Source organism: Variovorax sp. ZS18.2.2 (assembly GCF_024701975.1).
Lineage (GTDB): Bacteria > Pseudomonadota > Gammaproteobacteria > Burkholderiales > Burkholderiaceae_C > Variovorax.
This window is the reverse complement of record NZ_JANLNM010000002.1, coordinates 277,655-302,881: the sequence shown is the minus strand read 5'-3', so window position 1 is coordinate 302,881 and position 25,227 is coordinate 277,655. Positions and strand designations below refer to the sequence as shown.

Below are 25,227 nucleotides of genomic sequence, written 5' to 3'. Positions count from 1 at the left end.
AAAAACCGGAAGGAACGATGCGCTGCGCTAGGCCACGGAGAAGCGCCGCAGCCGCCACGCCGCAAGGCCGAACAGCAGCAGGCTCGGCACGAGCAGCTGCAGCACCGCCAACGCGGCCTGGCCGCGCATGAGGCCTGCGGGCTCCTCTTGCCAGGCGAAGGCCGGGATGCGGTCGAACTCGGCGGGCGTGAACGCATCGCGCGCATCGATGCGCGGAAAGAAGAAGGCCTTCCACGCCTCGTGGTGCGCCACCGTCTGCGCCTCGAAGCGCGCATGGCGCCGCACGCCGTTGCCGGCCAGCGCGGTCATGCCTTCGTAGGCGACGGCGGCGGGCGACACCATGCCGAAGCGGCCGAGCAGCTGCTGCTGATGCGCCTGCTGCGCGTCGAAGCGGTCGAGCGCGGGACGGATCGCGTCATCGACCTCGCGCTCGATCTTGTAGTTGGCCAGCGCGCGGCCGGCGATCTCGATCTTGCCGTTGCGCGGCACGAGGATCGCGCCATGGCCCACGTGCTGGTACTCGGTGCCCAGCAGGTCCTGGTAGCGCTTCATCGCCTCGGCCGTGACCACGCGCTGGTGCGTGGCGAGCTCGGTGCGTGACGGCGCCGGCGCGGCCCGCGTGACGGCGAGGTTGAGCAGCACCGGCGCCACCAGCACCAGCATCACCCACGCGATGACCAGCACCATCGCATTGGTCGCCGACGAAGCGCCGAAGGCATTCACCGCCACGACCAGCGCGAACCAGAACAGCGCATAGGCGCCCACGAGCAGCGCCCACCAGAGCGTCGCGCTGCCTGCGCCACCAGCGAAGCCTGCATGGCGCGCGATCCACAGCACCGCCACGGGCAGCAACACGGCCGGACCCAGCAGCACCGCAGCACGCACCGTGAGCTTGCCCGCGAGCAGCGTGCGCAAGCGCAAGGGCTGCGACAGCAGCAGGCGCAAGGTGCCGTTCTCGCGCTCCGCCGACAGGAGGTTGTAGCTGAGCGCAAAGATCAGGAGCGGCAGCAAATACACGATGACAAAGGCCAGGTCGAAATGCCCGCTCAGCAGGTGCCACGGGTTCTCGATGTCGCTCGGGTTCATGAACACGACGCGGCTCTGGTTCGTGACCTTGTACTGGCTCGGGAACAGGTCGCTCTGCCCCAGCGCGACCGGGCCCAGCGGCGCGGTCGGCAGCAACGCGTGCTGGCCGCCGTAGCCGCTCGCCATGCGCGAGGGATCGGCCGGGTTCTCGAACGGCGTGGGCTGCGCGGTGCCGGCGAGGATGGCTTCGAGCTGCACGCGCTGCGCCACGCGCGTGTCGCGATCGGCCTGTGCGACGGCCGCCTGTGCGCGGTCGCGTTTGGCGGTCTGCAGCAGGCCGTTGCCGAGCGCATAGGCCACGAGCAGCAGGAACAGCGCACCAACGACCCAGAAGCCGCGCTCGGCGAGCATCAAGCGGATTTCCTGGCGCATCACGGCCAGCAGACGGCGGCCTTGGGGAGGATGGATGGACATGGGTTGCATCCCCTCTCAGAGCGCGCGCTGGCGCACGGTGGCGAAGGCCGCGAACGCCGCGGCGATCAGCAGGCCGACGCACAGCACGGCCAGGCTGCGCGCCTGATGCCACAGCGCCCACCCCACGCCCGGCGAGTGGTAGTCGAACGGCGGCACGGTGGCCCAAAGGTCGGGCGTGGCCTGGTAGGAGAAGTGGCGGTCGCCCAGCGGATCGGCATGCACCACGAGGTCCTTGCTCATCAGGTCCTGGATGTTGCGGCGATGCAGTTCGGCCGCGGTCGTGAAGCGGCGATGGTGCGAGAAATCGGTGCCCGCCATGCCCATCGAGAAGCTGCGGATCGCGAGGATCGGCAGCACGAGGCCGCTCCATTCCTGCACGGTCTGCTGCTGTTCCCAGGTGTCCCAGAGGCGGCCGTAGTGGCGGTCGTACACGGGGTACGAGGCCTGGTCGTCCAGACGCAGCGCGATGCCCCATTTGCTGAGCGGCACGTCGCGGCCCCAGCGCTCGGTGGTGCCGAAGTTCTCTTGCCAGACCTTGTTCGACACGGCCTTGAGTTCGGCGCCGAGTTGCTGGTTGAACTCCAGCCGCGTCGGGCTCGGGAACCAGGTGCGCGACAGCTCGGAGAGCACGCGCGGCGCCATCACGGCCTGCCCGATCCACAGCGCGAGCAGCACGGTGATGGCCGTGCGCGAGGTGGCCGACATCGCCGACACGCCCAGCACGAGGAATACGAAGATGCCGAGGTACACGGCGTAGCCGAATCCCCATGCGGCAAGGCGCAGCAACGCGTCGATGCGCTCGCCCTGCTCCGCGCCCGCGGCCACCGCGATGGCCGCGACGATGGCGGCCGGCACGAGCAGCACCGCGAGCGATGCCGACAGCGCCAGCGCCTTGCCGGCCAGGAGCCGCAGTGGCGACACGCCCAGGCTCAGCGTCTGCCGCAAGATGCCCTGCTCGCGCTCGCCGGCAAACGCGTTGAAGCCGAGCACGATCACCAGCAGCGGCCCGAGCACTTGCAGGATCCAGCCGACCGAGAGGTTGCCGAAGCGCTGCAGCCCGGTCGCGTCCTGCGCGGCATTGAACTTCACCTCGCTCTGCCGGTGCGCCTGCAGCCACACGGTGCTGCCGATGAAGGGATTGATGCCCGAGTCGACCATCGACAGCGGTGGCTCGGGCTTGAAGGCATGCATGCCCTGGTGGGCCGCGTCGTGCGGATGGCGCTTGTCCTGGTGCAGCCAGTCGCGGTAGTCCATGGCCTGCGCGGCAACCTGCTCGGCGTGGGCGCCCTGCTGGTGCGCCCAGCCCACGGCGAGCGCGGTGAAGAGCAGCATCACCACGAGTCCGCCGGCCCAGTACAGGCGGCCGTCGCGCAGGCGTTCGAGAAATTCGCGTCGTGCGATCCAGTTCAGCAGCATGTTCAGGCTCTCATGTGCTGGAGGTAGAGCGACTGCAGATCGGTGTGCGCGATCTGCGCTTCCCCGTCGAGGCTCTCGACGAGGCGACCGCGCTTCATGATGCCGACGCGCGTGGCGGTCTGCTGCGCGTGGAACAGGTCGTGCGTGGTGGTGAGCACGGCCACGCCGGTGTCGGCGGCGCGGCGCAGCAGGTCGGAGAACTCGGCGGCGGCGTGCGGGTCGAGCCCCGAGGTGGGCTCGTCGAGCAGCAGCGCCTTGGCCTCCTTGGCAATCGCCACCGCGATCCACACCTTCTGCCGCATGCCTTTCGAATAGGCCGAAACGCGCTTGTCGGCGGCCGCGTGGTCGAGCCCCACCTCGGTCATCAGCTCGAGCAGGCGCGTGCGCGGCAGCTCTCGGCCGAGCGCGAGACCGGCGAAGAAGCGCAGGTTCTCCAGGCCCGAGAGCGTGCCGTACAGCGTGACCTGCTCGGGGATGTACGCCACGTCCTGCTTGGTCGCCACCGGATGGCGGGTGACGTCGACGCCGTTGATCTCCACCGTGCCGCTCGTCGGCGCGATGAAGTTCAGGAACAGGTTGATGGTCGTCGTCTTGCCCGCGCCGTTCGCGCCCAGCAGGCAGTAGATGTCGCCGCCGCGGATGTCGAGGTCGAGACGGTCGAGTGCGGTGTGCGTGCCGTACTGTTTGGTGAGGCCGATGGCTCGGAGCATGGACAGGTTTCCGGTTGGAGAAAAAGACGCGCGCAGGCTTGCGGCAGCGCGGTTGCGCCGATGCGATTCTGTCGGGTCGTGGGGCGAGGGTCGGCGGGCTGCGCGGATCGGGGCGCCCGTCTTGTCGTCAGCGCAGGTTCAGCGCTTGTTCTTGTTCTTCGCGCCGCCCTGGCGCGCCTTGAAGCGCGGGTTGGACTTGCAGATCACGTAGGTGCGGCCGCGCCGGGTCACCACCTGGCAATCGCGGTGACGCTTCTTTGCTTCCTTGAGCGAGGACAGGACTTGCATAGGGTCGTTCCGAAAAGTTGGGACCCGCGACTATACGTTATTGAGAATTCATTCTCAATAACAGCAAAAAGCTGACCGCCACCTGTCGCGTCAGTGCGCCTTGTGCCCGCTCGCCTTGCCGCCCGCATCCACGCAAGCCGCGCACAGCCCGTGCAGCGTCACCTCGTGGCTCTTCACCTGGAAGCCCTTGGGCGCGAGCTCATCCATCGGCCCCGGACACGCATGCAGCAGGAACACCTGGCCGCAGCCGGAGCAATGAAAGTAGTGATGGTGGTGGTCGGCCTCTTTGCCGTCGTGGTGCGCATGACGGTGCGCGGCGGGCTTGCAGGCCACCTCGTAGCGTGCCGGTTCGCCCGGCAGCTCGACCTTCGCGATCTCGCCGTCGGCGAGCAGCAGGGAGACCTGGCGGTACACGGTGGAGAGGCTGATCTCGGGGACGATCTCGCGAGCGTGCTCGAGGATTTCCGGTGCGGTCAATACGCGACCGGCGTCGCTGAAGGCGGAGAAAACGGCGTTGCGCTGGCGCGTGAGGCGTTGCATGTTTCGATGATAGTGGGCGAGCCCTTTCCGGTCAGCGCCGGGGGCCAATCGTCCGCGCGCAGAGGGCGAAGAGCGCCAATGCGAACGCCACTGCGCTGGCCACGGCACGCCACAGGTTCGCGGCATTCCATCGCGCGCGCGTCTGCGCCCAGTCGGACGGCAGCGCGCGCGGGTCCCACGACTCGGTGTATGCGTTGAGCGGCAGGTTGACCTGCGCGGTGAACACCACGATACCCAGCGCATAGAGCACGCCGGCCGCGCCCAGGCACCACCACCAGCGCGCGCGCCATTGCGGCCAGGCCGTCAGCATGGCCAGCGCGCAAAGCAGCGGCGGGCCGAAGAAGAAGCTGAAGAACATCGCATGCCGCACATTGCGGTTCAGGCTGGACTGCACCATCGCGTAGGTGCTGCCGTCCATCTGCAAGGTCGCGAAGTTGACGTTGGCGCTGTAGGTCCAGAAGAAGCCGGCCATCAGGCCCAGCCAGAAGATGGCGAGGCCGTGCAGGCCGAGTTGCAGCGCGGTCGACGAGAAACGGAACATGGCGCCCCCTTCGAGGAAAGCCCCACTGTCCCAGCGTCTTCGACGGCGCGCCTTAACTGTCGATAAGTTTCATGCCGGCGCGCAACCGCGACAGCGAGACGTCGGTCATGCCCAGGTACGACGCCAGGTGCCGCAGCGGAATGCGCTGCGTCCATTCGGGCCGCTCGCGCAGCAAGGCTTCGTAGCGCTCCCGCGCGGTGCACTGGAGAAAGACCTGCTCGCGCCGCATCTTGTCGTCGAGCAATCCGGCCAGCGCGTGCAACTGCAGCGCGGTCCACGACGGCAGGCGCGCAACCGCAGATTCGAGCGCGGCATACGGAAGACACCAGACCGTGGCCGGCCCCAGCGCCGCGATGAAGAAGGCCGCGGGCTCGCGCCGCAGCACCTCGGTCACGGGCCAGATGAACGCATCCTCGGCGTGGAAATTCTTGTTCGACTCGCGACCTTCGCTGTCGATGTAGAAGAGCCGCAGCAACCCCTGCTCGACCCAGAAGGCGTACTGCCAGGGCGCACCCGCGGCGAGCAGCGTGGCATTCGCGTCCAGCGACACGCGGTGCGCCTGGCCAGCCAACGCGGCGAGTGCATCGGACGGCAGCTCAGGGAAGCGGTGCGCGAGCGCGCGCATCCAGGCACGGCCCGCGCTGTCGCCTGAAGAGTGATCCGAAGCCGAAGGCAAGGCGCCCGTCCGATGCGCTGCCAGTTGCTACGCCAGGACGTTCTGGCCGATGCGCCGGGCCTCGGTGGCCAGCGCGTCGTGGTCGCCCTGCACGAACTGCCGCACGAGGCCGGCTACATCGGCGCGCTCGTGAATCTCGAAGCTGAGTTGCTGTGTTTCCTTGGAGAACCAGCCCTTCTTCATTTCGCGGCTGAAGCTGCACTGGTAATAGTGCAACTGCTCATGGAAGACACCTCTGATGCCGAACTGCACCTTCATGTCGTCGCTGCACAAGACCAGCGCGGGCAACGGACCTTCCTGATGGACCAGCCAGGCAGCCATGATCTCGTTCCACGGCACGGCATCGAGTTGGCGCAGGAACTCTTCGGCATCGGTGGGCTTGCGCTCGTGTTCCTGCGCGCTCAGTTGCTTCAGGTACGCGGCAACGCTCACCAGTCCCGGGAAGTCTTCCGAATCGGTATCGAGACCGCCCTGGCGAAAGAAAAAGAAACTCGGCATCAGGTGTTTTCCTCCGGAGCGGTTTCGGTCTTTTGCTTGCCCTTCTTCCCACGCGCCGCCTTCTTAGCCGCGCGCTCGGCATCGATGCGCTGCCCTTCGGCCAGCCACTGTGCGAACTCTTCAGGCGTCTCGAGCGTCACGCGCCCGAGGTTGCCCGCACGGAACTCGTGCATCACGATCTCGGCCGCCTTCTGCAGGTTGACCTTGCCCTTGCCCAGCAGCGCGCCGCGCTTGCGGCCGATGGTGTCGAGCACGTCCTCGTCCTTCATGCCAGCGATGGTCGCGGCATCGAGTTCGACCAGCTTGAAGCGCGCGGCAATGCCTTCGGCGTAGTGCCCCTTGAGGTAGTTGAGCAGCTCCAGCGCCACTTCTTCCTCGTCGAAGGCGTTGCGCCCCACCGCCCCGCTGGCCGCGAGGTTGTAGCCGCTCTTGGGCACCACGATGCGCGGCCACAGCATGCCGGGCGTGTCCCACAGGTAGAAGTCGTCGGCCAGCGTGATGCGCTGCTCCAGCTTGGTGATGCCGGCCTCGTCGCCGGTCTTGGCCTTGCGACCGCCGGTCAGCGTGTTGATGAGGGTGGACTTGCCCACGTTCGGAATGCCGCAGATCAGCACCCGCATCGGCTTGGCCATGCCGCCGCGGTTGGGCGAGAGCTCGTGGCAGGCCTTCACGATCTGCTGCGCGGGCGTGGTCAGGCTCGCATCGAGCCCGATGGCGCGCGTGGCGGGCAGCGCGTTGTAGTGCGCGAGCCAGAGCGCGGTGCGCGCGGGGTCGGCCAGGTCCTGCTTGTTGAGCACCTTGAGCGTCGGCCGGCCGGCCGTGAGTTCGGCCAGCATCGGGTTGGCGCTGGAGCCGGGCAGGCGCGCGTCGAGCAGCTCGATGACCACGTCGATGTCCTTCACCCGCTCGGTGATGGCCTTCTGGGTCGTGTACATGTGCCCGGGGAACCACTGGATCGCCATCGATGGATGCTCTTTCTGTCGCGCTGTCTGGAGGGGGTTTTGCGGGGGCCTGGCCTGGAGGCCGGACGCGCATTGTGAACCGGGAACCTGAACGGCTCCCGAACGCTATCTTTTTTATAGCCATTAGGGCTTGTTCTGCCTTCGTCCGCCCAGGCTTCGCCCCTAGAATCCGCGCGCTGCGCCCCCGCAGCCATTCCAACAAAACCCCGAGGGAAATCCATGCTCAAGCGCCTTGCCGCTGCCGCCCTGCTGGCAGTCACCGTCGTGCCCGTGTCCGTCGTCCATGCCCAGCGCCCTTCCCCGCCGCCCGGCCCGCTGACCAGCGGCTTCCTGTGCTGCAACATGCGCACCTACGGCGACTCGATCAGCGACATCAACTACGACGAGCAGGGCACGAGCATCGTAGCCGTGGGCACGCCAGCGCGCATCACGGCCTACGACTTCCGCTTTTTCAACCTCGATCTCGCGGGCAAGCCGCAGCGCATCAAGAACGACTACAGCCGCAACCTCACGCTGATCGACTTCGCCAAGCGTTACGTGGTCACCGAAGATCCGAAGCAGAAAATGGCGGCCTTCCCACCCGCGGTGAGTGCCGCGATCCGCGCCGGCAAGGTGATGCCCGGCATGACGCGCGAGCAGGTGCTCATGGCCATCGGCTACCCCGTGGCGAGCGAGAACCCGAGCCTCGATGCACCCGTCTGGCGCTACTGGCGCGACAGCTGGTCGGAGTACCAGGTGAACTTCGACGACAAGGGCCTCGTGAAGGCCGTGGTGGGCGACCCCGTGGCGCTCAGCCGCGTGCTGGCTGCGACACCTTAAGTTCTCTCCGGATTGCGCGTGCGTGGCACACGCGCGCAATCCCCTAGAGGGTTATGCATCGCGGGGGGCTGCTCCGCCCCTATGATTTGACCGAGTGCGGCGCCAGCGGCGTCGGTCGAATCGAAACTTTTCTGATGGAGTGACCGCGATGAAACCCGTCTCCGAACTGCTCAAGCGCCACGACTCCGCCGCCTGGCGCACGGCGCCCGACACCAGCGTGTTCGATGCGCTGGCCACGCTGGCCCATTTCGAGGTCGGCGCGCTCATGGTGATGGACGGCGAAAAGCTCGTGGGCTTTCTCTCCGAACGCGACTACACCCGCAAGGTCGCGCTGCAGGGCAAGAACTCCAAGGAGATGAAGGTCTCGGAGATCATGACGCCCGACGTGATGACCGTCACCCCGCAAACCCGCACCCGCGCCTGTATGGCGCTGATGAGCCAGCGCAAGTTCCGCCACCTGCCGGTGGTCGACGGCGACAAGGTGGTGGGCATGATCTCGATCCAGGACCTGATGGACGACATCATCAGCGAGCACGAGCAGACGATCGACCAGCTGACCAGCTACATCCAGAGCTGAGCCATTCCCTGTATTGCGGACCCTGCCCGGCGCGTGGGTAGGGAATAGACCTACGCACGGCACGGCGCCCAAGGGCGCACAGTGGGCTTTCGTTCATCCATCCAGCAGGGACATTGCATGCAGATTCAGGTCAACACGAGCAACGGTATCGAGAACAAGGACACGCTGGAACGCTGGGCCGACACCGAGATCAAGCAGCACCTCTCCCGTTTCGTCGAAGACGTGACGCGCGTCGAGGTGCATCTGAGCGACGAGAACCACGACAAGGCCGGCGGCGGCGACAAGCGCTGCGTGATGGAAGCGCGCCTTGCCCACCACCAGCCGCTGGCCGTCACGCAGCACGGCAACACGCTCGACGAGGCCTTCCGCGGCGCGGCCGACAAGCTCAAGCGGCTGCTCGACAGCACGCTGGGGCGCCTGAACAACCACCGCGACCGCGATTCGATCCGCAAGGACAGCGGCTTCGTCGCGGAATAGCAGCGAGCGAGCGTTCAGGGCGTCTTGCGCCGTTTCGGCGGCGCGGCGCGCGGCGTGTCCGCAGGAATCAGCGGCGGGCGGTGGCCGCTCGCCATCCACGCGTCGTAGAAGTCGATCTTGCGATCGACCAGCGTGAGCGCCCTCTTCCAGTCGGCTATCGTTTCGGTCACGCGCGTGCGGTGCGCGGCGAGCATGTCGCGACGCTGCTGCAGCGTGGCCTTGCCCTGCAGCGCGAGCGCGGTGTATTCGCGCATCTCGGCAATCGACATGCCGGTGCGGCGCAGGCGCTCCATCAGGTCCAGCCAGCCGACGTGCAGCTCGCCGTAGAGGCGCCGGCCGCCGTCGTCGCGCGCCACGCCGGGCACGAGGCCCTGCGTCTCGTACCAGCGGATCGCGTGCACCGTGCGGCCGGTGCGGGTGGCCAGTTCGCCGATGTGGAAGGGCGTGCCCTTCACCACCGGTGCGGCCGGTGCAGTTGGTGCGTCAGCCGGCATGCGCGGCCACCGGCGGCGCTTCGAGCGCCTGCTGGACCAGTGCAGTGTCGAAGTACTCGGTCAGCTCTTTCACCTTGCCTCCTTCGAGTCGGTAGACGTAGCAGTAGCGGTTGTTGTAGCGCTTGCCGGCCTTGGTGGGCACGTCGCCGCTGAACAGCACCACCACCCGGTCGCCCTCGGCAATGATGCGCTCGGTCTTGCTCGCGTAGGGCGCAGCGAACTGCGCGAACAACGGCTTGATCAGCTCCTCTCGGATGGCCGCCTTGCCCGCGTAGGTGCGCGACCAGGGCGTTGTGCCTTCCAGCGTCCAGCTGGCGTCGTCGGCCAGGCTGTCGATGAAGGCCTGGCCGTTGCCCTTGTCCAGCTCGGCGTGGATGTGCTGGACCAGGGCCTTGTTGTAGCTCGTGTTCATGGCTTTTTCCTTGGCAATTGAATGAACCGGAAGTCCCGGTGAATTCATTGGAAATGCTCGAGTGCGCTCTAGGTCAAGCGCCATGAACGAGTGCGTCGGTTCAGCCTCTCTTGGCGTTCGCCATCGCCTTGGCGACTTCGTTGCTGCCCTGGGCGGTGCCGGACTGCGGCACGGTCTCGCCTTCGCGAGAAGTCACTTCGGCCAACCGCGCAGCCAGCTGTTCGGGTGCATCGGGGCCGCCGCCCAGCCACACGCCCTGCGTCAGCGTGATGTGCGCCGCCTCGAAGACGCCGGCGCCCGCGCACAGCACCGTGCGGTTGGGCGCGTCCTGCGCGGCCAGCACCAGCATCGCGGGCACCACCGCGTCGGGCTGGAAGGCCTCGAGCATCTCCTTGGGGAACAGGTCCTCGGTCATGCGGGTGGCGGCGGTGGGCGCGAGGCAGTTCACGCGGATGTCGTTCTTCGCGCCCTCGATGCTCAGCGTCTGCATCAGGCCCACGAGCGCGAGCTTGGCGGCGCCGTAGTTGCTCTGGCCGAAGTTGCCGTACAGGCCCGAGGACGAAGTGGTCATCACGATGCGGCCGTACTTCTGTTCGTTCATGAGCGCCCAGACGGCCTTGGTGCAGTTCACCGCGCCCATCAGGTGCACGTCGACCACCAGCTTGAAATCGGCGATCTCCATCTTGGCGAAGCTCTTGTCGCGCAGGATGCCGGCGTTGTTGACCAGGATGTCGACGCGGCCCCAGGCGTCCACCGCCTGCTGCACCATGGCCTGCACGGCCTCGAAGTCGGTCACCGATGCGCCGTTGGCAATCGCCTCGCCGCCGGCCGCCTTGATCTCGTCGACCACCGCCTGCGCCGCGCTCACCGAGCCGCCGGAGCCGTCGCGCGCGCCGCCCAGGTCGTTGACCACCACCTTGGCGCCGCGCGCCGCCAGGGCCAGCGCATGCTGGCGGCCGAGGCCCCCGCCCGCGCCGGTCACGATGGCCACGCGGCCCTTGAAGTCGATGCTGTTGCTCATGAGTCGCTCTCTGCTGCTTTCGTTGGGGAGTTGTTTGCGCCTTGCCGCTGTGCGGCAGCGTGGCGTTTTACCCCAGAAGAGCCTCGCGGCGCCGCCCGGGGCGCGCGGCCCCAGTCACCCACGCGTCACCGGTGCATCACCGCTCCGGTGGGCGCACGGTGGCGCAGTACGCCACCAGCTGGTCGAGTTCGGCCGATTTGTCGAAGAAGGCGTCGGCACCCAGCTGCGTCGAGCGATCGCGCATGTCGGCCGTGGCGTAGTTGCTGAGCACGATCACCTTCTGGTGCGGCGAGCGGTTGCGGCAGGCGTTGATCACGCCCAGCCCGTTGCCCCGCTTGAGGAACAGGTCGACGATGGTCAAATCCCAGCCGTCGCGGTGGCGGCCCAGCCAGTCGACGGCTTCTTCCTCGGTGCTGGCACAGGCCACGACCTCGGCATCGGCCAGGTCCTCCAGGAATCCGGCGAGGTTCTCGCGGATCACGGGACTGTCCTCGACGAGGTAGGCCTTGAAAGTCATGGTGAAACCGACGAGGCCGGATGGGCTGGAGGAGCTGGATTTACGCGGTGCATGGAGTCATCCTCGCAGCGCCCGGCCTGCATGCGGTGGGCCATGCAGGCCAATGCCTGTAGGCCATCCGCCACCGCGCCTGTCGTCCATGGATGTCGGACCGCGAACCTTATTCCTGTGCCGGCGGCCGCTTCCCGAGGCCGACGCCGGCCGTCGGTAGCATCGGAAGACCCTGTCGCGCGGCCGCTGCCTCCTGCACCGCCATCGCACGCGCGAAACCCGCGCGCGAACTCAGGCGCTGCCAGTAGCGCCGCACCGCCGGGCCCAGGCGCTCCTGCTGGCCCAGCACGCTGGCCAGCAGCAAGGCGTAGCCGACCGAGATGTCGGCCGCCGTGAAGCGCCCGGCACAGGCGAAGTCCTGTGCCTCCAGCAGTTTTTCGAGCGTCCGCAGGCGCCCGGAAAAGAACTGCGCGTAGTCCTCGGCCGCCTGGGGCTGCCGACGGTCTTCCGGCTCCAGCAAGGCATAGCGAAGCACCAGGGTCAGCGGAAAGGTCAGCGAGGCCTCGCCGAAGTGAAGCCAGTTCAGGTACGCGCCGTAGCCGGCCTCCGAGGGCGCCACGTCCAGCGGGGTCGGGGCATGGAGGCTGGCCAGGTACTGGCAGATCGCGACCGATTCGGTCATGCGGGTTTCACCATCGACCAGCAGCGGTACCGTGCCCTGCGGGTTGATCTGGAGGTACTCGCGGTGCAGCACCCGCGGCGGAAACGGCAGCATCTCCAGCCGGTAGGCCACGCCGAGTTCCTCGAGCATCCAGAGAACGCGGAACGAGCGTGCATTCGCGCAGTGGTAGAGCGTGATCATCAGATGGAGGGCGGGGCGCCGGGAGTTGCCGCGCGGATCGTCGCATGCGCCCCGCCGTGGCGCCTTGCGTCGATTGGCTGCGCTGTCCGCAGCCAATCGACGCAAGTTTTTTTCCGCCCCGCCGAATAGCCTGCGCTCTCCTGCGATCGAGCGTCGCGAATCCGGAGCCTGCATGCCGTCCCTGCAATCGAAAACCCTCTTCATCACCGGCGCGAGCCGCGGCATCGGCAAGGCCATTGCCCTGCGGGCCGCGCGCGACGGCGCCAACATCGTGGTCGCTGCGAAAACGGCGGTCGCCGACCCGCGCCTGCCCGGCACGATCCACAGCGCGGCCGAAGAAATCGTCGCCGCCGGCGGGCAGGCGCTCGCGGTGGTGGTCGACGTGCGCGACGAAGCCCAGGTCCGCGCCGCCGTCGATGCGGCGGTGGCGCGCTTCGGCGGCATCGACATCCTGGTCAACAACGCCAGCGCAATCCACCTGGAGACGGTCGAGCGCACGCCGATGAAGCGCTACGACCTCATGTTCGAGATCAACGCGCGCGGCAGTTACCTGTGCGCGCAGGCCTGCCTGCCGCACCTGGAGAAGGCGGCCAACCCGCACATCCTGACGCTGTCGCCGCCGCTGGACCTGAACCCCAAGTGGTTCGCGCGCCACGCGGCCTACACCACCTCGAAATACGCGATGAGCATGCTCAGCCGCGGCCTGGCCGAAGAGCTGCGCGAACGCGGCATCGCGAGCAATTCGCTGTGGCCGCGCACCGTGATCGCGACCAGCGCCCTGCGCATCGCGGCGCCCGAGGTGGCGGGGCAGGCGCGCCATGCGGCCATCATGGCCGACGCCGCCTGGCACATCCTGACCCGGCCGAGCCGCGAGCTCACCGGCCAGTTGCTGATCGACGAGCAGGTGCTGCGCGATGCCGGCGTGACCGACTTCGCACCCTACCTGGTGACGCCGGGCGTCGAACCGCTGATCGATTTCTTCGTGGAACCGTGACCGGGGCGCCATGCCGCCCGGAGGAGACCATCGCATGCAGACAGCCGACCCCGAACGCACGGGCATCGCCCGCATCTCGCTCGCGGACATCGTCCGGCGCGGCGCCCGGCGCAACCCCGACAAGACCGCGGTCATCCAGGGCGAGCGGCGGATCACGTTTTCCGTGCTCGATGCGACCAGCGAGCGCGTCGGCGAGGCCCTGCGCGACCACGCGCTCGCCGGGCGCCGCATCGCGACGATGTGCGTCAACTCGATCGAGCACCTCACGGCCATCCAGGCCATCCACAAGTCGGGCAATGTCTGGGTGCCGGTCAATGTCCAGCTGGACGCGGCATCGATCGAGCATGTGCTCAGCCACGCCGAGGTCAGCGGGGTCTTCATCGACGCCGCGCTGTTCGCCGTGCCGGCGCTGCGCGCGCTGGTCGAGCGGCTGGACCTGCTGGCGGTCGTGATCGGCGGCGCGCATCCGGCCACCCCGACGGACACGGGCACGCTGCACTTCGACGCGCTGGCATCGCGCCCGCCTGCAGCACCGCTGGCCGCGCCCGGCGGCGACGACGAACTCGCGCTCGTCATGTACACCAGCGGCACCACGGGAAAGCAGAAAGGCGTGATGCATTCGCACCGCTCGATCCACGGTGCGCTGCTGACCTGCGCCCAGAGCTTCGAGGCCACCGAGCGCGACGTCGTCGCTTCGGTGCTGCCGCTTTTTCACTGCGCGCAGCACACCATCAGCATGGGCGCGCTGATGGCCGGGGCCACGATCTGGCTGGCCCACGGCTTCGATCCCGCGGCCCTGCTGGCGGCGATCGCGCGCGAGCGCATCAGCTGGCTGTCGTGCCTGCCGATGATGTTCGACGCGCTCATGAAGCACCCCGACCGCCCGGGAACCGATCTCTCGTCCCTGCGCATGTGCATGTACGGCCTCGCGCCGATGCCGAAGAACCTGCTCGCGGACGTGCGGCGCGAGATGTGCGCCGACGTGCGCCTGGGCACCGGCCAGACCGAGATGTACCCGCCGACCATGGTCTACCGCGCAAGCGAGCATCCGGACAAGGACGGCAACTGCTGGGGCGTGTCGGTGGCGGGCGTGGAAACCGCCGTGATGGACGACGACGGCCGCCTGCTCGGGCCGGGCGAGGTCGGCGAGATCGTGCATCGCGGCCCCAACGTCTTTCTCGGCTACCTCAAGGACCCCGAGGCCACCGCCGCGGCGCGCCGCTTCGGCTGGCACCACACCGGCGACATCGGCATGTTCGACGCCGACGGGCAGATGCTGTTCCTCGACCGCAAGAAGGACATGATCAAGTCCGGCGGCGAGAACGTCTCCAGCATCAAGCTCGAAGCCGTGCTGCTCGCCCATCCCGCGGTTGCCGGCGCGGCCGTGGTGGGGCTGCCGCATCCGCACTGGGGCGAGGCGGTGGCGGCCTTCGTGGTCCTGCGCCCCGCGGCGGCCGGTGCGTGCGGCGAGGACGAACTGCTCGCGTTCTGCAGGGAGCGCCTGGGCCGCTTCGAGGTGCCCAAGTCGATCCGCTTCGTGGACGGCCTGCCGATGACGCCGACGGGCAAGGTGCAGAAGTACCAGTTGCGCACTGGCCACCTGGCGCTCTTTGCGTCCGAAAAGGCATAGAGAACGGACGCCGGCCATCTCGTGTTCATCTATCGGACAAAGCCATGGTTTCGGGAGAAGGGTCCGCGAACAATGAGTCGATTCTTCGACCTGACGCGGGACCATGTTCTTCTACTTCCCCCAAAACTATCGCTGGTCGCTCGCGGTGCTTCGCGCCATTGCCGCGGGTGGACTGTTCGGTGAAATTGACTGGGCCTGCTCCCGCCTGAAGGACGCGGCCGAGGTGCAGCCCGCCGGCGACGTGGAGGCCTGGCATCGCGCGTGGAGCGAACTCGGGCGCCAGCTGGAGCAATCGGCGGCCGACGCCCTGGCGCGCGGGCATCGCGTGAGCGCCAGCGACTTCGCCTTGCGCGCCTCGGTCTACCACCAGTGGGCCGAAGGACTGCTGGACCCGGACGATCCCCGCGCCGCGCGCGCCTACGCCAAGCACCTGTCGTGCTTCGAGACCTTCGCGCAGCACCGCGCCCCCGCCATCGAGCTGGTGGACATTCCGTTCGAAGGCAGCGTGATCCCGGCCTACCTCGTGCCCGCCGTGGGCCGCAGCGGCCCGGGGCCGGTGGCGCTGCTGTCGGACGGCCTCGACGCGAACAAGGAAGAGATGTTCTACGTCGCGCAGAACCTTGCGCGCCGCGGCATCGCCACCCTCGCCTTCGACGGCCCGGGCCAGGGCTCGGCGCTGCGCGTGCACGGCCTGACCGCACGCCACGATTTCGAGAAGCCGGTGACGGCCTGCGTGGACTGGCTCGTGCGGCGGAAGGACGTGGACCCCACGCGCATCGGCATGGTGGCCGCCAGCTGGGGCGGCTACTACGCACCACGCGCCGTCGCGTTCGAGAAGCGCATCAAGGCCTGCGCGGTGATGGGCGCCGTCTTCGACACCCATGCCTGCATGGTGCGGCGCGTCGGCTACGTGCCGGGCCAAGGCGCCACCCAGCTCGGCAACAGCGCGCCGCTGGGCACCACCGGCAAGCAGATCCTGCGCATCCTGGGCGTGCCGGACTGGGACAGCGCGTTCCGCAAGCTGGAGGACTTCCGCCTCGAAGGCGTGGCCGCGCGCATCGACTGCGACCTCTTCATCGTGCACGGCGCCAACGACCGGCATGCCCCGCCCTCGGAAGCGCAGCGGCTGATGGACGCGGTGAGTTCGCGCCACAAACAGTTGCGCGTGTTCACCGAGGAAGAAGGCGGCGCCGCCCACGTGAACCTCGACCGGCCCGAGCCCGCGCTGAGCATGGTGTGCGACTGGATGGCCGAACGCCTGCAGGAGACACCGCCCCATGACAACGCCTGAAAAAACTTCCTGGATCGGTTGCGATGTGCAGGGCGACGTAGCCACCCTCCGGCTGCAGCGACCGGAGGCCAACAACCGCCTGACCAACGCCATGGCCCTCGCGCTGGCCGCTGCACTGGACGCGGCGCGCGACAGCCGGGTGATCGTGCTGCGCGCCCAGGGCACCGACTTCTGCCTCGGCCGCGACATGGCGCCACCGCCGCCCGGTGCCGGGGTCAACGCGGCGGACGTGCTGCGCGACGATGCGGCGCCGATCCAGGCGCTCTACGACGCGTTCGGCCGCTGCCGTTCGCCGGTCGTCGGCATCGTGACGGGCCGGGCGTGGGGCATCGGGCTGGTGCTGGCCACGCGCTGCGATCTCACGCTGTGCGAAGAGGACAGCAGCTTCGCGCTGCGCGAACTCGAGCGCGGCATTCCGCCCTGCATCGCGATGGCGCCGCTGCTGGACCGGATGCCGGCCAAGGCCTTGGCGCACCTGGTCTTCGGCGCGGAACCCATCGGTGCCCGCGAGGCGCTGGCCGCGGGCATCGTGGGCCGGGTGGTCGAGAGCCGCCGGCTTCAGACGGAGAGCGATGCGCTGGTGAAGCGCCTTCTGTCCTTTCCCGCGCCGGCCGTGCAGGCGGTCAAGCAGTTCCTGGCGACCGCGCCGCGGCATCACGAACCCAACGCGGTGCTCTACGGCGCGAGCTTGCTGGCCAACGTGCTGGGCTCGCGCTGAAGCAAGGCGCTGGCGAGGAAGAGCCGGCGCGACGTGAGGGAAAACAAAGAAGGAGACATCGACATGCGACTTCCATTTCTCGCGCCCCTGCTGGCCGCCTTCGCGCTGGCGGGCGCATGCGCGCCAGCCGCATCCGCCGCCTACCCGGACAAGCCGATCCGCATCCTGGTCGGGTTCCCCGCCGGCAGCACCGGCGACCTGATCGTTCGCATCCTCGGCCCGCGCATGACGCAGGGCCTCGGGCAGCCCGTGATCGTCGAGAACCGGCCGGGCGCGGGCAGCAGCATCGCCGCCGAGGCCGTGGCCCATGCCGCGCCCGACGGCTACACCCTGCTGCTGAGCACCACCGCGAACGTCATCAACCCGAGCCTGTATCCGAACCTGCGCTTCAGCTTCACCAAGGACCTGACGCCGGTGACGCTGCTCGCCGAGGCGCCCGCGGTGCTGATCGCACGCACCGACCTTCCCGCCGGCACGGTCAAGGAGCTGATTGCGGCGGCTTCCGAAGCGCCCGGCAAGTTCAGCTACGGCTCCTCGGGCAACGGCACGTTCACGCATCTCTATGGCGAGTCGTTCAACCAGTCGGCCCAGGTGCGCCTGACGCACGTGCCCTACAAGGGCGGCGCCCAGGCGCTGACCGATGTGATGGCCGGCCGGGTGGACCTGGCATTCACGCCCGCCGCGCCGGTGCTGGCGCAGATCAATGCCGGGCGGGTCAAGGCGCTCGCGGTCATCGGCCGGCATCGCATGGCCACCCTGCCCCAGGTGCCGACCTTTGCGGAAGCGGGCATCGCCAATTTCGACTCGGCCCTCTGGTTCGGCCTGCACGCGCCCGCGGGCACGCCGGGCCCGGTGATCGAGCGGCTGGCCTCCGAACTGCAGAAGGTGCTCGCCGACCCGGAAGTGCGCCGCCAGTTGAGTGACCAGACCGTCGACGTCGTGGCCAGCACGCCGGCCCAGTTCGCGAGCACCATCGCGGGCGAATCGGCAAAGTGGTCGAAGGTGATCGGCACCGCGGGCATCAAGATCGATTGACGCCGCGCATCCACAAGGACACAGGAGAACGCACATGACGACTCTGGGCCACGAGATCCTGGGCCACGGCCCCCGCCGGGTGATGGTCCTGCACGGCTGGTTCGGCGACCACGGCATCTGGGCGCCGACCTATCCGCTGCTGGACGGGGAGGCCTTCACCTATGCCTTTCCCGACTACCGCGGCTACGGCGCCTCGCGGGCCATCGAGGGTGCGTACACGATCGCCGAGATCGCTGGCGACGCCCTCGCGCTGGCCGACCAGCTGGGTTGGGAGCGCTTCAGCCTGCTCGGCCATTCCATGGGCGGCATGGTGGCGCAGCGCGTCGCGATCGACGCGCCCGGCCGCATCGAGGCCGCGGTGTGCGTGACGCCGGTGCCGGCCTCCGGCGTGCCGCTGCCTCCCGAGGTTGCGGCGCTGTTCGCGTCGGCGGCCTCCAACGAGCAGGCGGCCCTCGGCGTGATCGAAACCTCGCTCGGCTCGCGCCTGACGCCCGCATTGGCCCGCTCGATCCTGGCCCACCAGCGCGCGACGGCCGAGCCCGTGGCCTTCGGGGATTACTTTCACGCCTTCTCGACCACCGATTTCTCCGACCGGGCGGGCGCGCTGCGCGCACCGCTGCTGGTGCTGGTGGGCGAGCACGACGCGGGCGTGTCGTCTGACTTCGTGCAGGCCACCTTTCCCCGCATGTACCCGCACGCGCAGATCGAGACGCTGCCCAATGCCGGCCACTACCCGATGCTGGAGACGCCGGCGTACCTGGTGACGCGCGCCGAGGCATTCCTGCGGCAGCACGGCGGCTGAAGAAGCCACCGCCGCGACGGCCTCACGGCTTTCGCTTGCGCAGCAGGATCTCCACCGACTGCGTCGCCTCGCGCAGCATGTCGGCCACCTGCGCAATGCGCCGCTGGCCCAGGCGCTGCGACAACGCGGCCACGCTCAACGCGCCCACGGCCTGCCCCATCGAATCGCGAAAAGGCACGCCGACCGCCTTCACTCCCAGGCTCACGCGGTTCTGGATCACCGCGGCGCCCAACGCGCGCGCCTCCACGCAGGCTTGCGCCAGGTCCTCGGCCGACAGTTTCCCGAAGGCCGCAAGACTCGGCCCCACCCTTTCGATGATGTCGGCGCGCTCCTCGTCAGCGATGGCCGAGAGGATCGCCAGCCCGCCCGCGCCCACGCCCAGCGGGCGCCGGCTGCCGACCTCGAGCACCAGCGCGCGAATCGGAAAGGCCCCTTCCCGGCGATGCATGCAGACCGCATCGAAGCTGCTGCGCACCACCAGGTAGACGGTGTCGCCGGTCTCGCGGGCCAGCGTGTCCATCGCGGGTTCGCACAGGTCGCGGATGTCGTGCATGGTCGAACTGGCCACGCCCAGCTCGAAGGCCAGCGGACCGAGCTTGTAGCGCCGGAGTTCGTCGTTGAAGACCGCCAGCCGCTCCGCGGCGAGCTGGCCCAGGATGCGGTGCACCGAGGGATGCGGGATCTGCGATTTCTCGGACAGCTCGGTCAGCGCCAGCCCGCGCGGGCCCGCCGTGGCCAGCAGCTTGAGGATCACCACGCCTCGTTTCAGCGAGCCTGCATCGGAGGGCGTTTTCATGTTCGATTGGTGGACAAACGGCTGGTTCGAGGCGGCCCATTAGAAAACAATTCCCGCTGGCGCCCTAGCGGCGCCCCGGCTATCGGACAGCACTTGCGCCACTCCCGGCGCATGCCGATCGAACGCAACGACCGAGGACATTCATGAAGAAAAAGAAAACAACGCTTCGCGGGAGATGCCGATGAACACGGCGCAGGATGCCGCGGCCCCGCTGGCGGGCCGCATCGCCGTCGTCACCGGCGGCAGCAGTGGCATCGGCGCGGCCTGCGTGCGTGCGCTGGCAGATGCGGGCGCAACGGTCGTCATCGGCTACAACGAAGGCGCCGAACGTGCACGGGCACTCGGCGAAGCATTGCCGGGCAACGGCCACCGCACGCTGCGGATACCGCTGACCGACAGCGCGGCGCATGCCGACATGGCGGACATGCTGCATCGCAGCTTCGGCCGCGTCGACGTGCTCGTGAACTCGGCCGGCTTCACGCGGCGCATCGCCCATGGCGACCTCGATGCGCTCGCACCGGCGCTGTTCGACGAGATCCTTGCCGCCAACGTCGGCGGCCCCTACGCCATCACGCGCGCGCTGATGCCGCTGCTGAAGGCATCCGCCGATGCGGCGGTGATCAACGTGTCTTCCGTGTCGGCCTTCACAGGCCTGGGCAGCAACATCGCCTACTGCGCGGCCAAGGCGGCGCTCGACACGATGACCGTGTCGATGGCCCGGGCCTTCGGCCCCGTGCGCTTCGTGAGCGTCTCGCCCGCGGCGGTCGACACCGACTTCGTGCAGGGCCGCAGCCGCGACGACCTGTTGAAGAAGGCGGCCGCCACGCCGCTCGGGCGCATCGTCACACCCGAGGACGTGGCGCTCGCCGTGCTCGGGTGCGTGACGCACCTGCGCACGGCCACGGGCACGCGGATCGTCATCGACGGAGGGCACAGCCTGTGAAGGGCGCAGCCGCTGCAACCATGCTTGTCGAACAACGCACCTACACCACCCACCCCGGCCAATGGCGCGCCTACCTGTCGCTGTACGAGGCCAAGGGCCTGGCCATCCAGCGCCGCATCCTCGGGCGCATGGTCGGCTACTACCGCACCGAGACCGGCCCGCTCAACCAGGTGATCCACATGTGGGCCTACGTGGACATGAACGAGCGCGCCGAGCGACGGGAACTGCTGATGGCCGACCCCGGATGGAAGGCCTACGTGGTGGAGATGCTGCCGCTGCTGCAGAACCAGGAATCGAAGATCCTGCTGCCGACCGCCTTCTTCACGCCGCAATGGCAGCAGGACTGACGGCCATGGCAGCACATGCAGGCCAGGCCGATGCGGCGCCCGAGTACCAGAGCGGATTCGGCAACCAGTTCGCCAGCGAGGCGCTTCCCGGCGCCCTGCCCGTTGGCCGCAATTCGCCGCAGCAGGCGCCGCTGGGCCTGTATGCCGAGCTGCTGTCCGGCACGGCCTTCACCGCGCCGCGCGACCGCAACCTGCGCACCTGGATGTACCGGCGCCGCCCCAGCGCCATGCACGAGGCCTTTGCGCGCATCGACGACGGCGGCTGGCGCAGCGGCCCGTTCAACGAAGCGGAAGCGCCGGCCAACCGGCTGCGCTGGAACCCCTGGCCGATGCCGGCCGAAGCCACGGACTTCGTCGACGGCATGCTGACCGTTGCCGGCAACGGCGATGCGCACGGGCAGACCGGCGCGGCGGTGCACGTCTACCGCGCGAACCGCTCGATGGACGGGCGCTACCTGGTGAACTCGGATGGCGAACTGCTCCTCGTGCCGCAGTCCGGCGCGCTCCTGCTCCACACCGAACTGGGCCGGCTGCACATCGCGCCCGGCGAAATCGCGCTGGTGCCGCGTGGCATGCGCTTTCGCGTCGCGCTGCCCGAGGGCGAGGCGCGCGGCTATGTCTGCGAGAACTACGGCGCCCCCTTCCGCCTGCCGGAGCTGGGGCCGATCGGATCGAACGGCCTCGCGAACGCACGCGATTTCCTCGCGCCCGTCGCCGCCTTCGAGGAAGACGCCGGGCCCGTGCGCATCGTCAACAAGTTCATGGGCCACCTTTGGGAAGGCGGGCAGGCGAGCACGCCGCTGGACGTGGTCGCATGGCACGGCAACCTCGTGCCCTGCAAGTACGACCTGGCGCGGTTCATGGCCATCGGCACGATCAGCTTCGATCACCCCGATCCGTCGATCTACACGGTGCTGACCTCCGGCAGCGACACACCCGGCGTCGCCAACTGCGACTTCGTGATCTTCCCGCCGCGCTGGCTCGTGGCGGAAGACACCTTCCGCCCGCCCTGGTTCCACCGCAACGTGATGAGCGAGCTGATGGGCCTGGTGCGCGGCGTCTACGACGCAAAGGCCGAAGGCTTCGTGCCCGGCGGCGTGAGCCTGCACAACTGCATGCTGCCGCACGGCCCCGACGCCGCCACCTTCGAGCGGGCCAGCACCGCCGAACTCGCGCCGCACCGCCTGGCCGACACCCTGGCCTTCATGTTCGAGAGCCGCCATGTGTTCCGGCCCACGGCGCAGGCGCTTGCGGCCGCCAACCTGCAGCCCGACTACGACACGGTGTGGCACGGATTCAGGGCCGGCAACGCCTGACGACAGGAGACGACGACCATGACGACCTTCAGGCGACGCGACCTCGTCGCCACCGCCGCCGCGCTCGCGCTGGTGCCTGCGGCGCGCGCACAGGGCGGCTACCCCGACCGGTCGATCCAGCTCAACCACGGCTTCGGCGCGGGCGGCAATGCCGACATCGTCTCGCGCCTGCTCGCGCAGAAGATGCAGGAGACGCTCAAGCAGCCCGTGATCGTCGAGATCAAGAGCGGCGCGGGCGGCCTGATCGCCACCGACTTCGTGGCCAAGGCCCGGCCCGACGGCTACAACCTCGTCATGCTCACCGGCGCGCACACGGTGTCCGCGGCGCTGCGCAAGACCCTGCCCTACGAGCCGGTGAAGGACTTCGCGTTCGTCTCGACCGTGACCAGCTTTCCCTTCGTCGTTGCCGTGCGTGCGGACCATCCGGCCCGGACGCTTGCCGACCTCCTCGCGACCGCGCGACAGGCGCCCGGGCGCGTCACCTTCACCTCGGTGGGCGTGGGCTCGACGCAGCACATGGTGGGAGAGCTGCTGGGCATCAGCGCCGGCGCGGGCCTGCTGCATGTGCCCTATCGCGGCGGCGGCGCACCGGTGCAGGCGGTGATCGCGGGCGATGTCGACATCCTCGCGGACACGCTGACGGTGGCGACGCCGCACATCCAGTCGGGCCGGCTGCGCGCGCTGGCGATCACGAGCGCAGAGGCCTGGCCGTCGATGCCGCAGGTGCCTGTCGTGGCCAGCGTGCTGAAGGGCTTCGAGATCCGTTCCTGGCTGGGCCTTGCGGCGCCCAGCGGTACGCCGATACACGCGATCAATGCTCTCAATGGCAGCGTGCGCGCGGCGCTCGACAACCCCGGCGTCAAGACGACGCTGGCGTCCCTCGGCAGCGAAGCCTCGCCCTCCTCGCCCGCACAGATGAAGTCGATGGTCGAACGGGAGATCAAGCGCTGGAGCGAGGTCGTCGCCCAGGCCGGGATTGCCCGGCAATGAGCGCTGCGTGCGATCGGGCGAGCGCTATAGGCTCTCGCCCTCCTGCCGGATGCCGTCCAGCAAGGTCATGCGGAAGATCTCGACCAGCGGCCGCAGGTTGACGTTGTGCCAGGCCGCCCACAGCGGCGTCCTGTAGGTGAACCATGGCAGCTCGCGCAGCACCACGCCGGCGGGCGCATGGCGGCGCAGGCTGCTCTGCACCATCGCCACGCCAAGACCCGCGGCCACCAGCCCCAGCGCGGTCAATGGCTCGGCCGCCTCCATCGAGATGTTCGGCGTGAACCCGGCCTTGGCGCATGCGGCGACGAAGCCGTCGTGCGTGAGCGCGCTCTCCTTTTGCTGCACCGCGATCCATTCCAGCTTTCCCAGGGCGGCCGGCGTCAACTTGGTTGCCGATGCGAGCGGATGCGATTCGGGCAGGGCCAGCAGCATCGGATCGCTCGACAGCAACGCGCCCCGCAGGTCGGGGTCGTTCGCCAGCGGCGGCTCGCACACCAGCGCGATGTCCAGGCTGCGCTGCCGCAGCCCCTCGAGCTGGTCCGCCGACTGCTGGTTGTAGAGCGCGATGTGCACCGCGGGCCGCGTGGCGCGCAGGGTCCGCAGCGCATCGGACAGCACGCCGGAGTGCATGGCGTTCTCGATGTAGCCGATGCACAGGCCGCCCTCGTCGCCGCGCCCGAGCCGCCGCGCCAGCGATTCCAGGCGGTTGGCATGCGTCAGCAGCGCGCGCGCCTCCGCGAGGAAGGTGCGGCCGTCGGCCGTGAGGCGGATGCGCTGCTGGCTGCGCTCGAACAGCACGAGGCCCAGCCGCTCCTCCAGCTGCGCGATCTGCCGGCTCAGCGGCGACTGGGAGATGTGCAGCCGCTCGGCGGCACGGCCGACGTGCTCGTCTTCCGCGACGGCGACGAAGTAGTGAAGTTGGCGGATGTCCAGCATTTAAGACCTATCGAGACTCAAGTTGGACGAATTATGTCTTGGACAGACTCAACACCGAAACCTACAGTGACGTCATCCAACCACTCACCAAGGACCTTCTTTCATGCGCATCAAGGACAAACTGCCCAGCCTCCTGGGCTTCGGGACCGCCCCGCTGGGCAACATGTTCCGCAACATCCCCGAGGCGGAAGCCCTCGCCACGGTCGATGCCGCCTGGGATCACGGCATCCGTTACTTCGACACGGCGCCGTTCTACGGCGCGGGGCTGGCCGAGATCCGCCTCGGCGCGGCGCTGGCGAAGCACCGGCGCGACGACTACGTGCTGAGCACCAAGGTCGGCCGCCTCGTGCTGGACGAAACCGAAGAGACGACCGCGCGCGACCTCGGCGAGAAAGGCGGGCTCTTCGAGTTCGGCCGGCCGAACAAGCTGGTCAACGACTACTCGGCGGACGCGACCCTGCGCTCGATCGAGGACAGCCTCAAGCGCCTGAACACCGACCGGCTGGACATCGTCTGGGTGCACGACATCGCCCAGGACTTCTACGGCGACGAATGGCTCGCGCAGTTCGAAATCGCCCGCAAGGGCGCCTTCCGCGTGCTGAGCCGCCTGCGCGAGGAAGGCGTGATCAAGGCCTGGGGCCTCGGGGTCAACCGCGTGGAGCCGTGCGAGCTGACGCTGGACCTGAGCGAAGCGAAGCCGGACGGGTTCCTGCTGGCCGGCCGCTACACGCTGCTGGACCACGAGCGCGCCCTGCAGCGCCTGATGCCCGCCGCCGCGAAGCAGAACGTGGACATCGTCGTGGGCGGCCCGTACAGCTCGGGCATCCTGGCCGGCGGCACGCACTTCGAGTACCAGAAGGCATCGCCGGAAATCATCGCCAGGGTCGAGCGCATCAAGGCCGTGGCCGAGCGCCATCACGTCGGCATCAAGGCAGCCGCGTTGCAGTTCTCGCTGGCCAACCCGGCGGTGGCGGCCGTGATTCCCGGTGCCAGCCGTCCCGAGCGCATCGCCGAAGATCAGGCAGCGCTGGCGGCGGTGATTCCCGCGGCGTTCTGGGACGAGATGCGCGAGCAGAAGCTCATCGCGGCCGATGCGCCGGTTCCGGCAGACCGCAAGGAAAAATAAGA

General features: G+C 68.6%; 30 protein-coding genes. 14 read left to right on the top strand and 16 right to left on the bottom strand.

Annotated elements, in window-relative coordinates:
• Positions 1–27 precede the first annotated feature (27 nt).
• The 9 genes from NU688_RS11925 to ylqF form a co-directional block, all read right to left on the bottom strand.
• Complete coding sequence (locus NU688_RS11925) at positions 28–1,500, bottom strand: ABC transporter permease subunit (protein ID WP_257860819.1); 1,473 nt, start codon at positions 1,498–1,500, stop codon at positions 28–30.
• 15 nt (positions 1,501–1,515) lie between these two features.
• A complete protein-coding gene (locus NU688_RS11920; protein ID WP_257860818.1) occupies positions 1,516–2,916 on the bottom strand; it encodes an ABC transporter permease subunit in 1,401 nt (466 codons plus the stop codon).
• A 2-nt stretch (positions 2,917–2,918) separates the two neighbouring features.
• Complete coding sequence (locus NU688_RS11915; RefSeq protein ID WP_257860817.1) at positions 2,919–3,626, bottom strand: ABC transporter ATP-binding protein; 708 nt, start codon at positions 3,624–3,626, stop codon at positions 2,919–2,921.
• A 138-nt stretch (positions 3,627–3,764) separates the two neighbouring features.
• A complete protein-coding gene (gene ykgO / locus NU688_RS11910; protein ID WP_013542562.1) occupies positions 3,765–3,914 on the bottom strand; it encodes a type B 50S ribosomal protein L36 in 150 nt (49 codons plus the stop codon).
• Between the two features lie 90 nt (positions 3,915–4,004).
• Entirely contained in the window at positions 4,005–4,454 is a 450-nt protein-coding gene (locus NU688_RS11905) for a Fur family transcriptional regulator (RefSeq protein ID WP_257860815.1), read from the bottom strand.
• 31 nt (positions 4,455–4,485) lie between these two features.
• Entirely contained in the window at positions 4,486–4,995 is a 510-nt protein-coding gene (locus NU688_RS11900; protein ID WP_257860814.1) for a DUF1772 domain-containing protein, read from the bottom strand.
• A 52-nt stretch (positions 4,996–5,047) separates the two neighbouring features.
• Complete coding sequence (locus NU688_RS11895) at positions 5,048–5,671, bottom strand: Crp/Fnr family transcriptional regulator (protein ID WP_257860812.1); 624 nt, start codon at positions 5,669–5,671, stop codon at positions 5,048–5,050.
• A 27-nt stretch (positions 5,672–5,698) separates the two neighbouring features.
• Positions 5,699–6,169 carry a hypothetical protein gene (locus NU688_RS11890; protein ID WP_257860811.1) on the bottom strand — a complete coding sequence of 157 codons (471 nt, stop codon included), beginning with the start codon at positions 6,167–6,169 and terminating at the stop codon, positions 5,699–5,701.
• A complete protein-coding gene (gene ylqF, locus NU688_RS11885; RefSeq protein ID WP_257860810.1) occupies positions 6,169–7,131 on the bottom strand; it encodes a ribosome biogenesis GTPase YlqF in 963 nt (320 codons plus the stop codon). The genes NU688_RS11890 and ylqF overlap by 1 nt, the downstream gene beginning before the upstream one ends.
• Positions 7,132–7,350: 219 nt before the next feature.
• Between ylqF and bamE the strand changes: the two genes are divergently transcribed.
• The 3 genes from bamE to NU688_RS11870 all read left to right on the top strand — a co-directional run bounded on the left by bamE (position 7,351) and on the right by NU688_RS11870 (position 9,004).
• Entirely contained in the window at positions 7,351–7,950 is a 600-nt protein-coding gene (gene bamE, locus NU688_RS11880; protein ID WP_257860809.1) for an outer membrane protein assembly factor BamE, read from the top strand.
• 148 nt (positions 7,951–8,098) lie between these two features.
• On the top strand, positions 8,099–8,527 hold the full coding sequence (locus NU688_RS11875; RefSeq protein WP_257860808.1) for a CBS domain-containing protein: 429 nt from the start codon (positions 8,099–8,101) through the stop codon (positions 8,525–8,527).
• Positions 8,528–8,644: 117 nt separating this feature from the next.
• Positions 8,645–9,004: an HPF/RaiA family ribosome-associated protein gene (locus tag NU688_RS11870; protein ID WP_257860807.1), complete on the top strand. Its 360-nt coding sequence runs from the start codon at positions 8,645–8,647 to the stop codon at positions 9,002–9,004.
• A gap of 14 nt (positions 9,005–9,018) precedes the next feature.
• Here NU688_RS11870 and NU688_RS11865 read toward each other — a convergent pair whose 3' ends face one another.
• From NU688_RS11865 to NU688_RS11845, 5 genes are all read right to left on the bottom strand, one after another.
• Positions 9,019–9,498 (bottom strand): MerR family transcriptional regulator, encoded by a 480-nt coding sequence (locus tag NU688_RS11865; RefSeq protein ID WP_257860806.1) that lies wholly within the window; start codon positions 9,496–9,498, stop codon positions 9,019–9,021.
• The gene (locus NU688_RS11860) at positions 9,488–9,910 is read right to left on the bottom strand and encodes a nuclear transport factor 2 family protein (protein ID WP_257860805.1); all 423 of its coding nucleotides are present in this window, start codon (positions 9,908–9,910) and stop codon (positions 9,488–9,490) included. Before NU688_RS11860 ends, NU688_RS11865 begins: the two co-directional genes overlap by 11 nt.
• Before the next feature lie 100 nt (positions 9,911–10,010).
• On the bottom strand, positions 10,011–10,931 hold the full coding sequence (locus tag NU688_RS11855) for an SDR family NAD(P)-dependent oxidoreductase (RefSeq protein WP_257860804.1): 921 nt from the start codon (positions 10,929–10,931) through the stop codon (positions 10,011–10,013).
• 136 nt (positions 10,932–11,067) lie between these two features.
• Entirely contained in the window at positions 11,068–11,448 is a 381-nt protein-coding gene (locus tag NU688_RS11850) for a response regulator transcription factor (RefSeq protein ID WP_257860803.1), read from the bottom strand.
• Positions 11,449–11,608: 160 nt separating this feature from the next.
• Positions 11,609–12,301: a glutathione S-transferase family protein gene (locus tag NU688_RS11845; protein WP_257860802.1), complete on the bottom strand. Its 693-nt coding sequence runs from the start codon at positions 12,299–12,301 to the stop codon at positions 11,609–11,611.
• 172 nt (positions 12,302–12,473) lie between these two features.
• Between NU688_RS11845 and NU688_RS11840 the strand changes: the two genes are divergently transcribed.
• From NU688_RS11840 to NU688_RS11815, 6 genes are all read left to right on the top strand, one after another.
• Entirely contained in the window at positions 12,474–13,295 is an 822-nt protein-coding gene (locus NU688_RS11840; RefSeq protein ID WP_257860801.1) for an NAD(P)-dependent oxidoreductase, read from the top strand.
• 34 nt (positions 13,296–13,329) lie between these two features.
• On the top strand, positions 13,330–14,925 hold the full coding sequence (locus NU688_RS11835; protein WP_257860800.1) for a class I adenylate-forming enzyme family protein: 1,596 nt from the start codon (positions 13,330–13,332) through the stop codon (positions 14,923–14,925).
• Positions 14,926–15,028: 103 nt separating this feature from the next.
• Positions 15,029–16,216, top strand: a complete 1,188-nt coding sequence (locus NU688_RS11830) for a S9 family peptidase (protein ID WP_257860799.1) — start codon at positions 15,029–15,031, stop codon at positions 16,214–16,216.
• On the top strand, positions 16,203–16,934 hold the full coding sequence (locus NU688_RS11825) for an enoyl-CoA hydratase/isomerase family protein (RefSeq protein ID WP_257860798.1): 732 nt from the start codon (positions 16,203–16,205) through the stop codon (positions 16,932–16,934). The genes NU688_RS11830 and NU688_RS11825 overlap by 14 nt, the downstream gene beginning before the upstream one ends.
• Before the next feature lie 63 nt (positions 16,935–16,997).
• Complete coding sequence (locus NU688_RS11820) at positions 16,998–17,969, top strand: tripartite tricarboxylate transporter substrate binding protein (protein ID WP_257860797.1); 972 nt, start codon at positions 16,998–17,000, stop codon at positions 17,967–17,969.
• 34 nt (positions 17,970–18,003) lie between these two features.
• Positions 18,004–18,771: an alpha/beta fold hydrolase gene (locus tag NU688_RS11815; RefSeq protein ID WP_257860796.1), complete on the top strand. Its 768-nt coding sequence runs from the start codon at positions 18,004–18,006 to the stop codon at positions 18,769–18,771.
• A gap of 22 nt (positions 18,772–18,793) precedes the next feature.
• Here NU688_RS11815 and NU688_RS11810 read toward each other — a convergent pair whose 3' ends face one another.
• Positions 18,794–19,567 (bottom strand): IclR family transcriptional regulator, encoded by a 774-nt coding sequence (locus NU688_RS11810; RefSeq protein ID WP_257860795.1) that lies wholly within the window; start codon positions 19,565–19,567, stop codon positions 18,794–18,796.
• Between the two features lie 181 nt (positions 19,568–19,748).
• Between NU688_RS11810 and NU688_RS11805 the strand changes: the two genes are divergently transcribed.
• From NU688_RS11805 to NU688_RS11790, 4 genes are read left to right on the top strand one after another with little or no spacing between them, the layout of a single operon-like run.
• Entirely contained in the window at positions 19,749–20,510 is a 762-nt protein-coding gene (locus NU688_RS11805) for an SDR family NAD(P)-dependent oxidoreductase (RefSeq protein ID WP_257860794.1), read from the top strand.
• Between the two features lie 20 nt (positions 20,511–20,530).
• Positions 20,531–20,857: an NIPSNAP family protein gene (locus NU688_RS11800; RefSeq protein ID WP_257860793.1), complete on the top strand. Its 327-nt coding sequence runs from the start codon at positions 20,531–20,533 to the stop codon at positions 20,855–20,857.
• A gap of 5 nt (positions 20,858–20,862) precedes the next feature.
• On the top strand, positions 20,863–22,173 hold the full coding sequence (hmgA, locus tag NU688_RS11795; RefSeq protein ID WP_257860792.1) for a homogentisate 1,2-dioxygenase: 1,311 nt from the start codon (positions 20,863–20,865) through the stop codon (positions 22,171–22,173).
• 18 nt (positions 22,174–22,191) lie between these two features.
• Entirely contained in the window at positions 22,192–23,163 is a 972-nt protein-coding gene (locus NU688_RS11790; RefSeq protein WP_257860791.1) for a tripartite tricarboxylate transporter substrate binding protein, read from the top strand.
• 24 nt (positions 23,164–23,187) lie between these two features.
• On the opposite strand, the gene NU688_RS11785 is transcribed toward NU688_RS11790, so the two are convergent.
• Positions 23,188–24,099 carry a LysR substrate-binding domain-containing protein gene (locus NU688_RS11785; protein WP_257860790.1) on the bottom strand — a complete coding sequence of 304 codons (912 nt, stop codon included), beginning with the start codon at positions 24,097–24,099 and terminating at the stop codon, positions 23,188–23,190.
• Positions 24,100–24,202: 103 nt separating this feature from the next.
• Between NU688_RS11785 and NU688_RS11780 the strand changes: the two genes are divergently transcribed.
• The gene (locus NU688_RS11780; protein WP_257860789.1) at positions 24,203–25,225 is read left to right on the top strand and encodes an aldo/keto reductase; all 1,023 of its coding nucleotides are present in this window, start codon (positions 24,203–24,205) and stop codon (positions 25,223–25,225) included.
• The last annotated feature ends 2 nt before the right edge of the window (positions 25,226–25,227 follow it).

Excerpts from the sequence above, each read along its gene's own strand:
- ykgO (WP_013542562.1), bottom strand. The coding sequence starts at position 3,914 with ATGCAAGTCCTGTCCTCGCTCAAGGAAGCAAAGAAGCGTCACCGCGAT.
- NU688_RS11805 (WP_257860794.1), top strand. The coding sequence starts at position 19,749 with ATGAACACGGCGCAGGATGCCGCGGCCCCGCTGGCGGGCCGCATCGCC.
- hmgA (WP_257860792.1), top strand. The coding sequence starts at position 20,863 with ATGGCAGCACATGCAGGCCAGGCCGATGCGGCGCCCGAGTACCAGAGC.
- NU688_RS11835 (WP_257860800.1), top strand. The coding sequence starts at position 13,330 with ATGCAGACAGCCGACCCCGAACGCACGGGCATCGCCCGCATCTCGCTC.
- NU688_RS11830 (WP_257860799.1), top strand. The coding sequence starts at position 15,029 with ATGTTCTTCTACTTCCCCCAAAACTATCGCTGGTCGCTCGCGGTGCTT.
- NU688_RS11815 (WP_257860796.1), top strand. The coding sequence starts at position 18,004 with ATGACGACTCTGGGCCACGAGATCCTGGGCCACGGCCCCCGCCGGGTG.
- NU688_RS11925 (WP_257860819.1), bottom strand. The coding sequence starts at position 1,500 with ATGTCCATCCATCCTCCCCAAGGCCGCCGTCTGCTGGCCGTGATGCGC.
- NU688_RS11780 (WP_257860789.1), top strand. The coding sequence starts at position 24,203 with ATGCGCATCAAGGACAAACTGCCCAGCCTCCTGGGCTTCGGGACCGCC.
- NU688_RS11810 (WP_257860795.1), bottom strand. The coding sequence starts at position 19,567 with ATGAAAACGCCCTCCGATGCAGGCTCGCTGAAACGAGGCGTGGTGATC.
- NU688_RS11820 (WP_257860797.1), top strand. The coding sequence starts at position 16,998 with ATGCGACTTCCATTTCTCGCGCCCCTGCTGGCCGCCTTCGCGCTGGCG.
- NU688_RS11800 (WP_257860793.1), top strand. The coding sequence starts at position 20,531 with ATGCTTGTCGAACAACGCACCTACACCACCCACCCCGGCCAATGGCGC.
- NU688_RS11850 (WP_257860803.1), bottom strand. The coding sequence starts at position 11,448 with ATGACTTTCAAGGCCTACCTCGTCGAGGACAGTCCCGTGATCCGCGAG.
- NU688_RS11845 (WP_257860802.1), bottom strand. The coding sequence starts at position 12,301 with ATGATCACGCTCTACCACTGCGCGAATGCACGCTCGTTCCGCGTTCTC.
- NU688_RS11905 (WP_257860815.1), bottom strand. The coding sequence starts at position 4,454 with ATGCAACGCCTCACGCGCCAGCGCAACGCCGTTTTCTCCGCCTTCAGC.
- NU688_RS11790 (WP_257860791.1), top strand. The coding sequence starts at position 22,192 with ATGACGACCTTCAGGCGACGCGACCTCGTCGCCACCGCCGCCGCGCTC.
- NU688_RS11915 (WP_257860817.1), bottom strand. The coding sequence starts at position 3,626 with ATGCTCCGAGCCATCGGCCTCACCAAACAGTACGGCACGCACACCGCA.
- ylqF (WP_257860810.1), bottom strand. The coding sequence starts at position 7,131 with ATGGCGATCCAGTGGTTCCCCGGGCACATGTACACGACCCAGAAGGCC.
- NU688_RS11900 (WP_257860814.1), bottom strand. The coding sequence starts at position 4,995 with ATGTTCCGTTTCTCGTCGACCGCGCTGCAACTCGGCCTGCACGGCCTC.
- NU688_RS11920 (WP_257860818.1), bottom strand. The coding sequence starts at position 2,916 with ATGCTGCTGAACTGGATCGCACGACGCGAATTTCTCGAACGCCTGCGC.
- NU688_RS11860 (WP_257860805.1), bottom strand. The coding sequence starts at position 9,910 with ATGAACACGAGCTACAACAAGGCCCTGGTCCAGCACATCCACGCCGAG.
- NU688_RS11840 (WP_257860801.1), top strand. The coding sequence starts at position 12,474 with ATGCCGTCCCTGCAATCGAAAACCCTCTTCATCACCGGCGCGAGCCGC.
- NU688_RS11855 (WP_257860804.1), bottom strand. The coding sequence starts at position 10,931 with ATGAGCAACAGCATCGACTTCAAGGGCCGCGTGGCCATCGTGACCGGC.
- NU688_RS11865 (WP_257860806.1), bottom strand. The coding sequence starts at position 9,498 with ATGCCGGCTGACGCACCAACTGCACCGGCCGCACCGGTGGTGAAGGGC.
- NU688_RS11785 (WP_257860790.1), bottom strand. The coding sequence starts at position 24,099 with ATGCTGGACATCCGCCAACTTCACTACTTCGTCGCCGTCGCGGAAGAC.
- bamE (WP_257860809.1), top strand. The coding sequence starts at position 7,351 with ATGCTCAAGCGCCTTGCCGCTGCCGCCCTGCTGGCAGTCACCGTCGTG.
- NU688_RS11890 (WP_257860811.1), bottom strand. The coding sequence starts at position 6,169 with ATGCCGAGTTTCTTTTTCTTTCGCCAGGGCGGTCTCGATACCGATTCG.
- NU688_RS11870 (WP_257860807.1), top strand. The coding sequence starts at position 8,645 with ATGCAGATTCAGGTCAACACGAGCAACGGTATCGAGAACAAGGACACG.
- NU688_RS11825 (WP_257860798.1), top strand. The coding sequence starts at position 16,203 with ATGACAACGCCTGAAAAAACTTCCTGGATCGGTTGCGATGTGCAGGGC.
- NU688_RS11875 (WP_257860808.1), top strand. The coding sequence starts at position 8,099 with ATGAAACCCGTCTCCGAACTGCTCAAGCGCCACGACTCCGCCGCCTGG.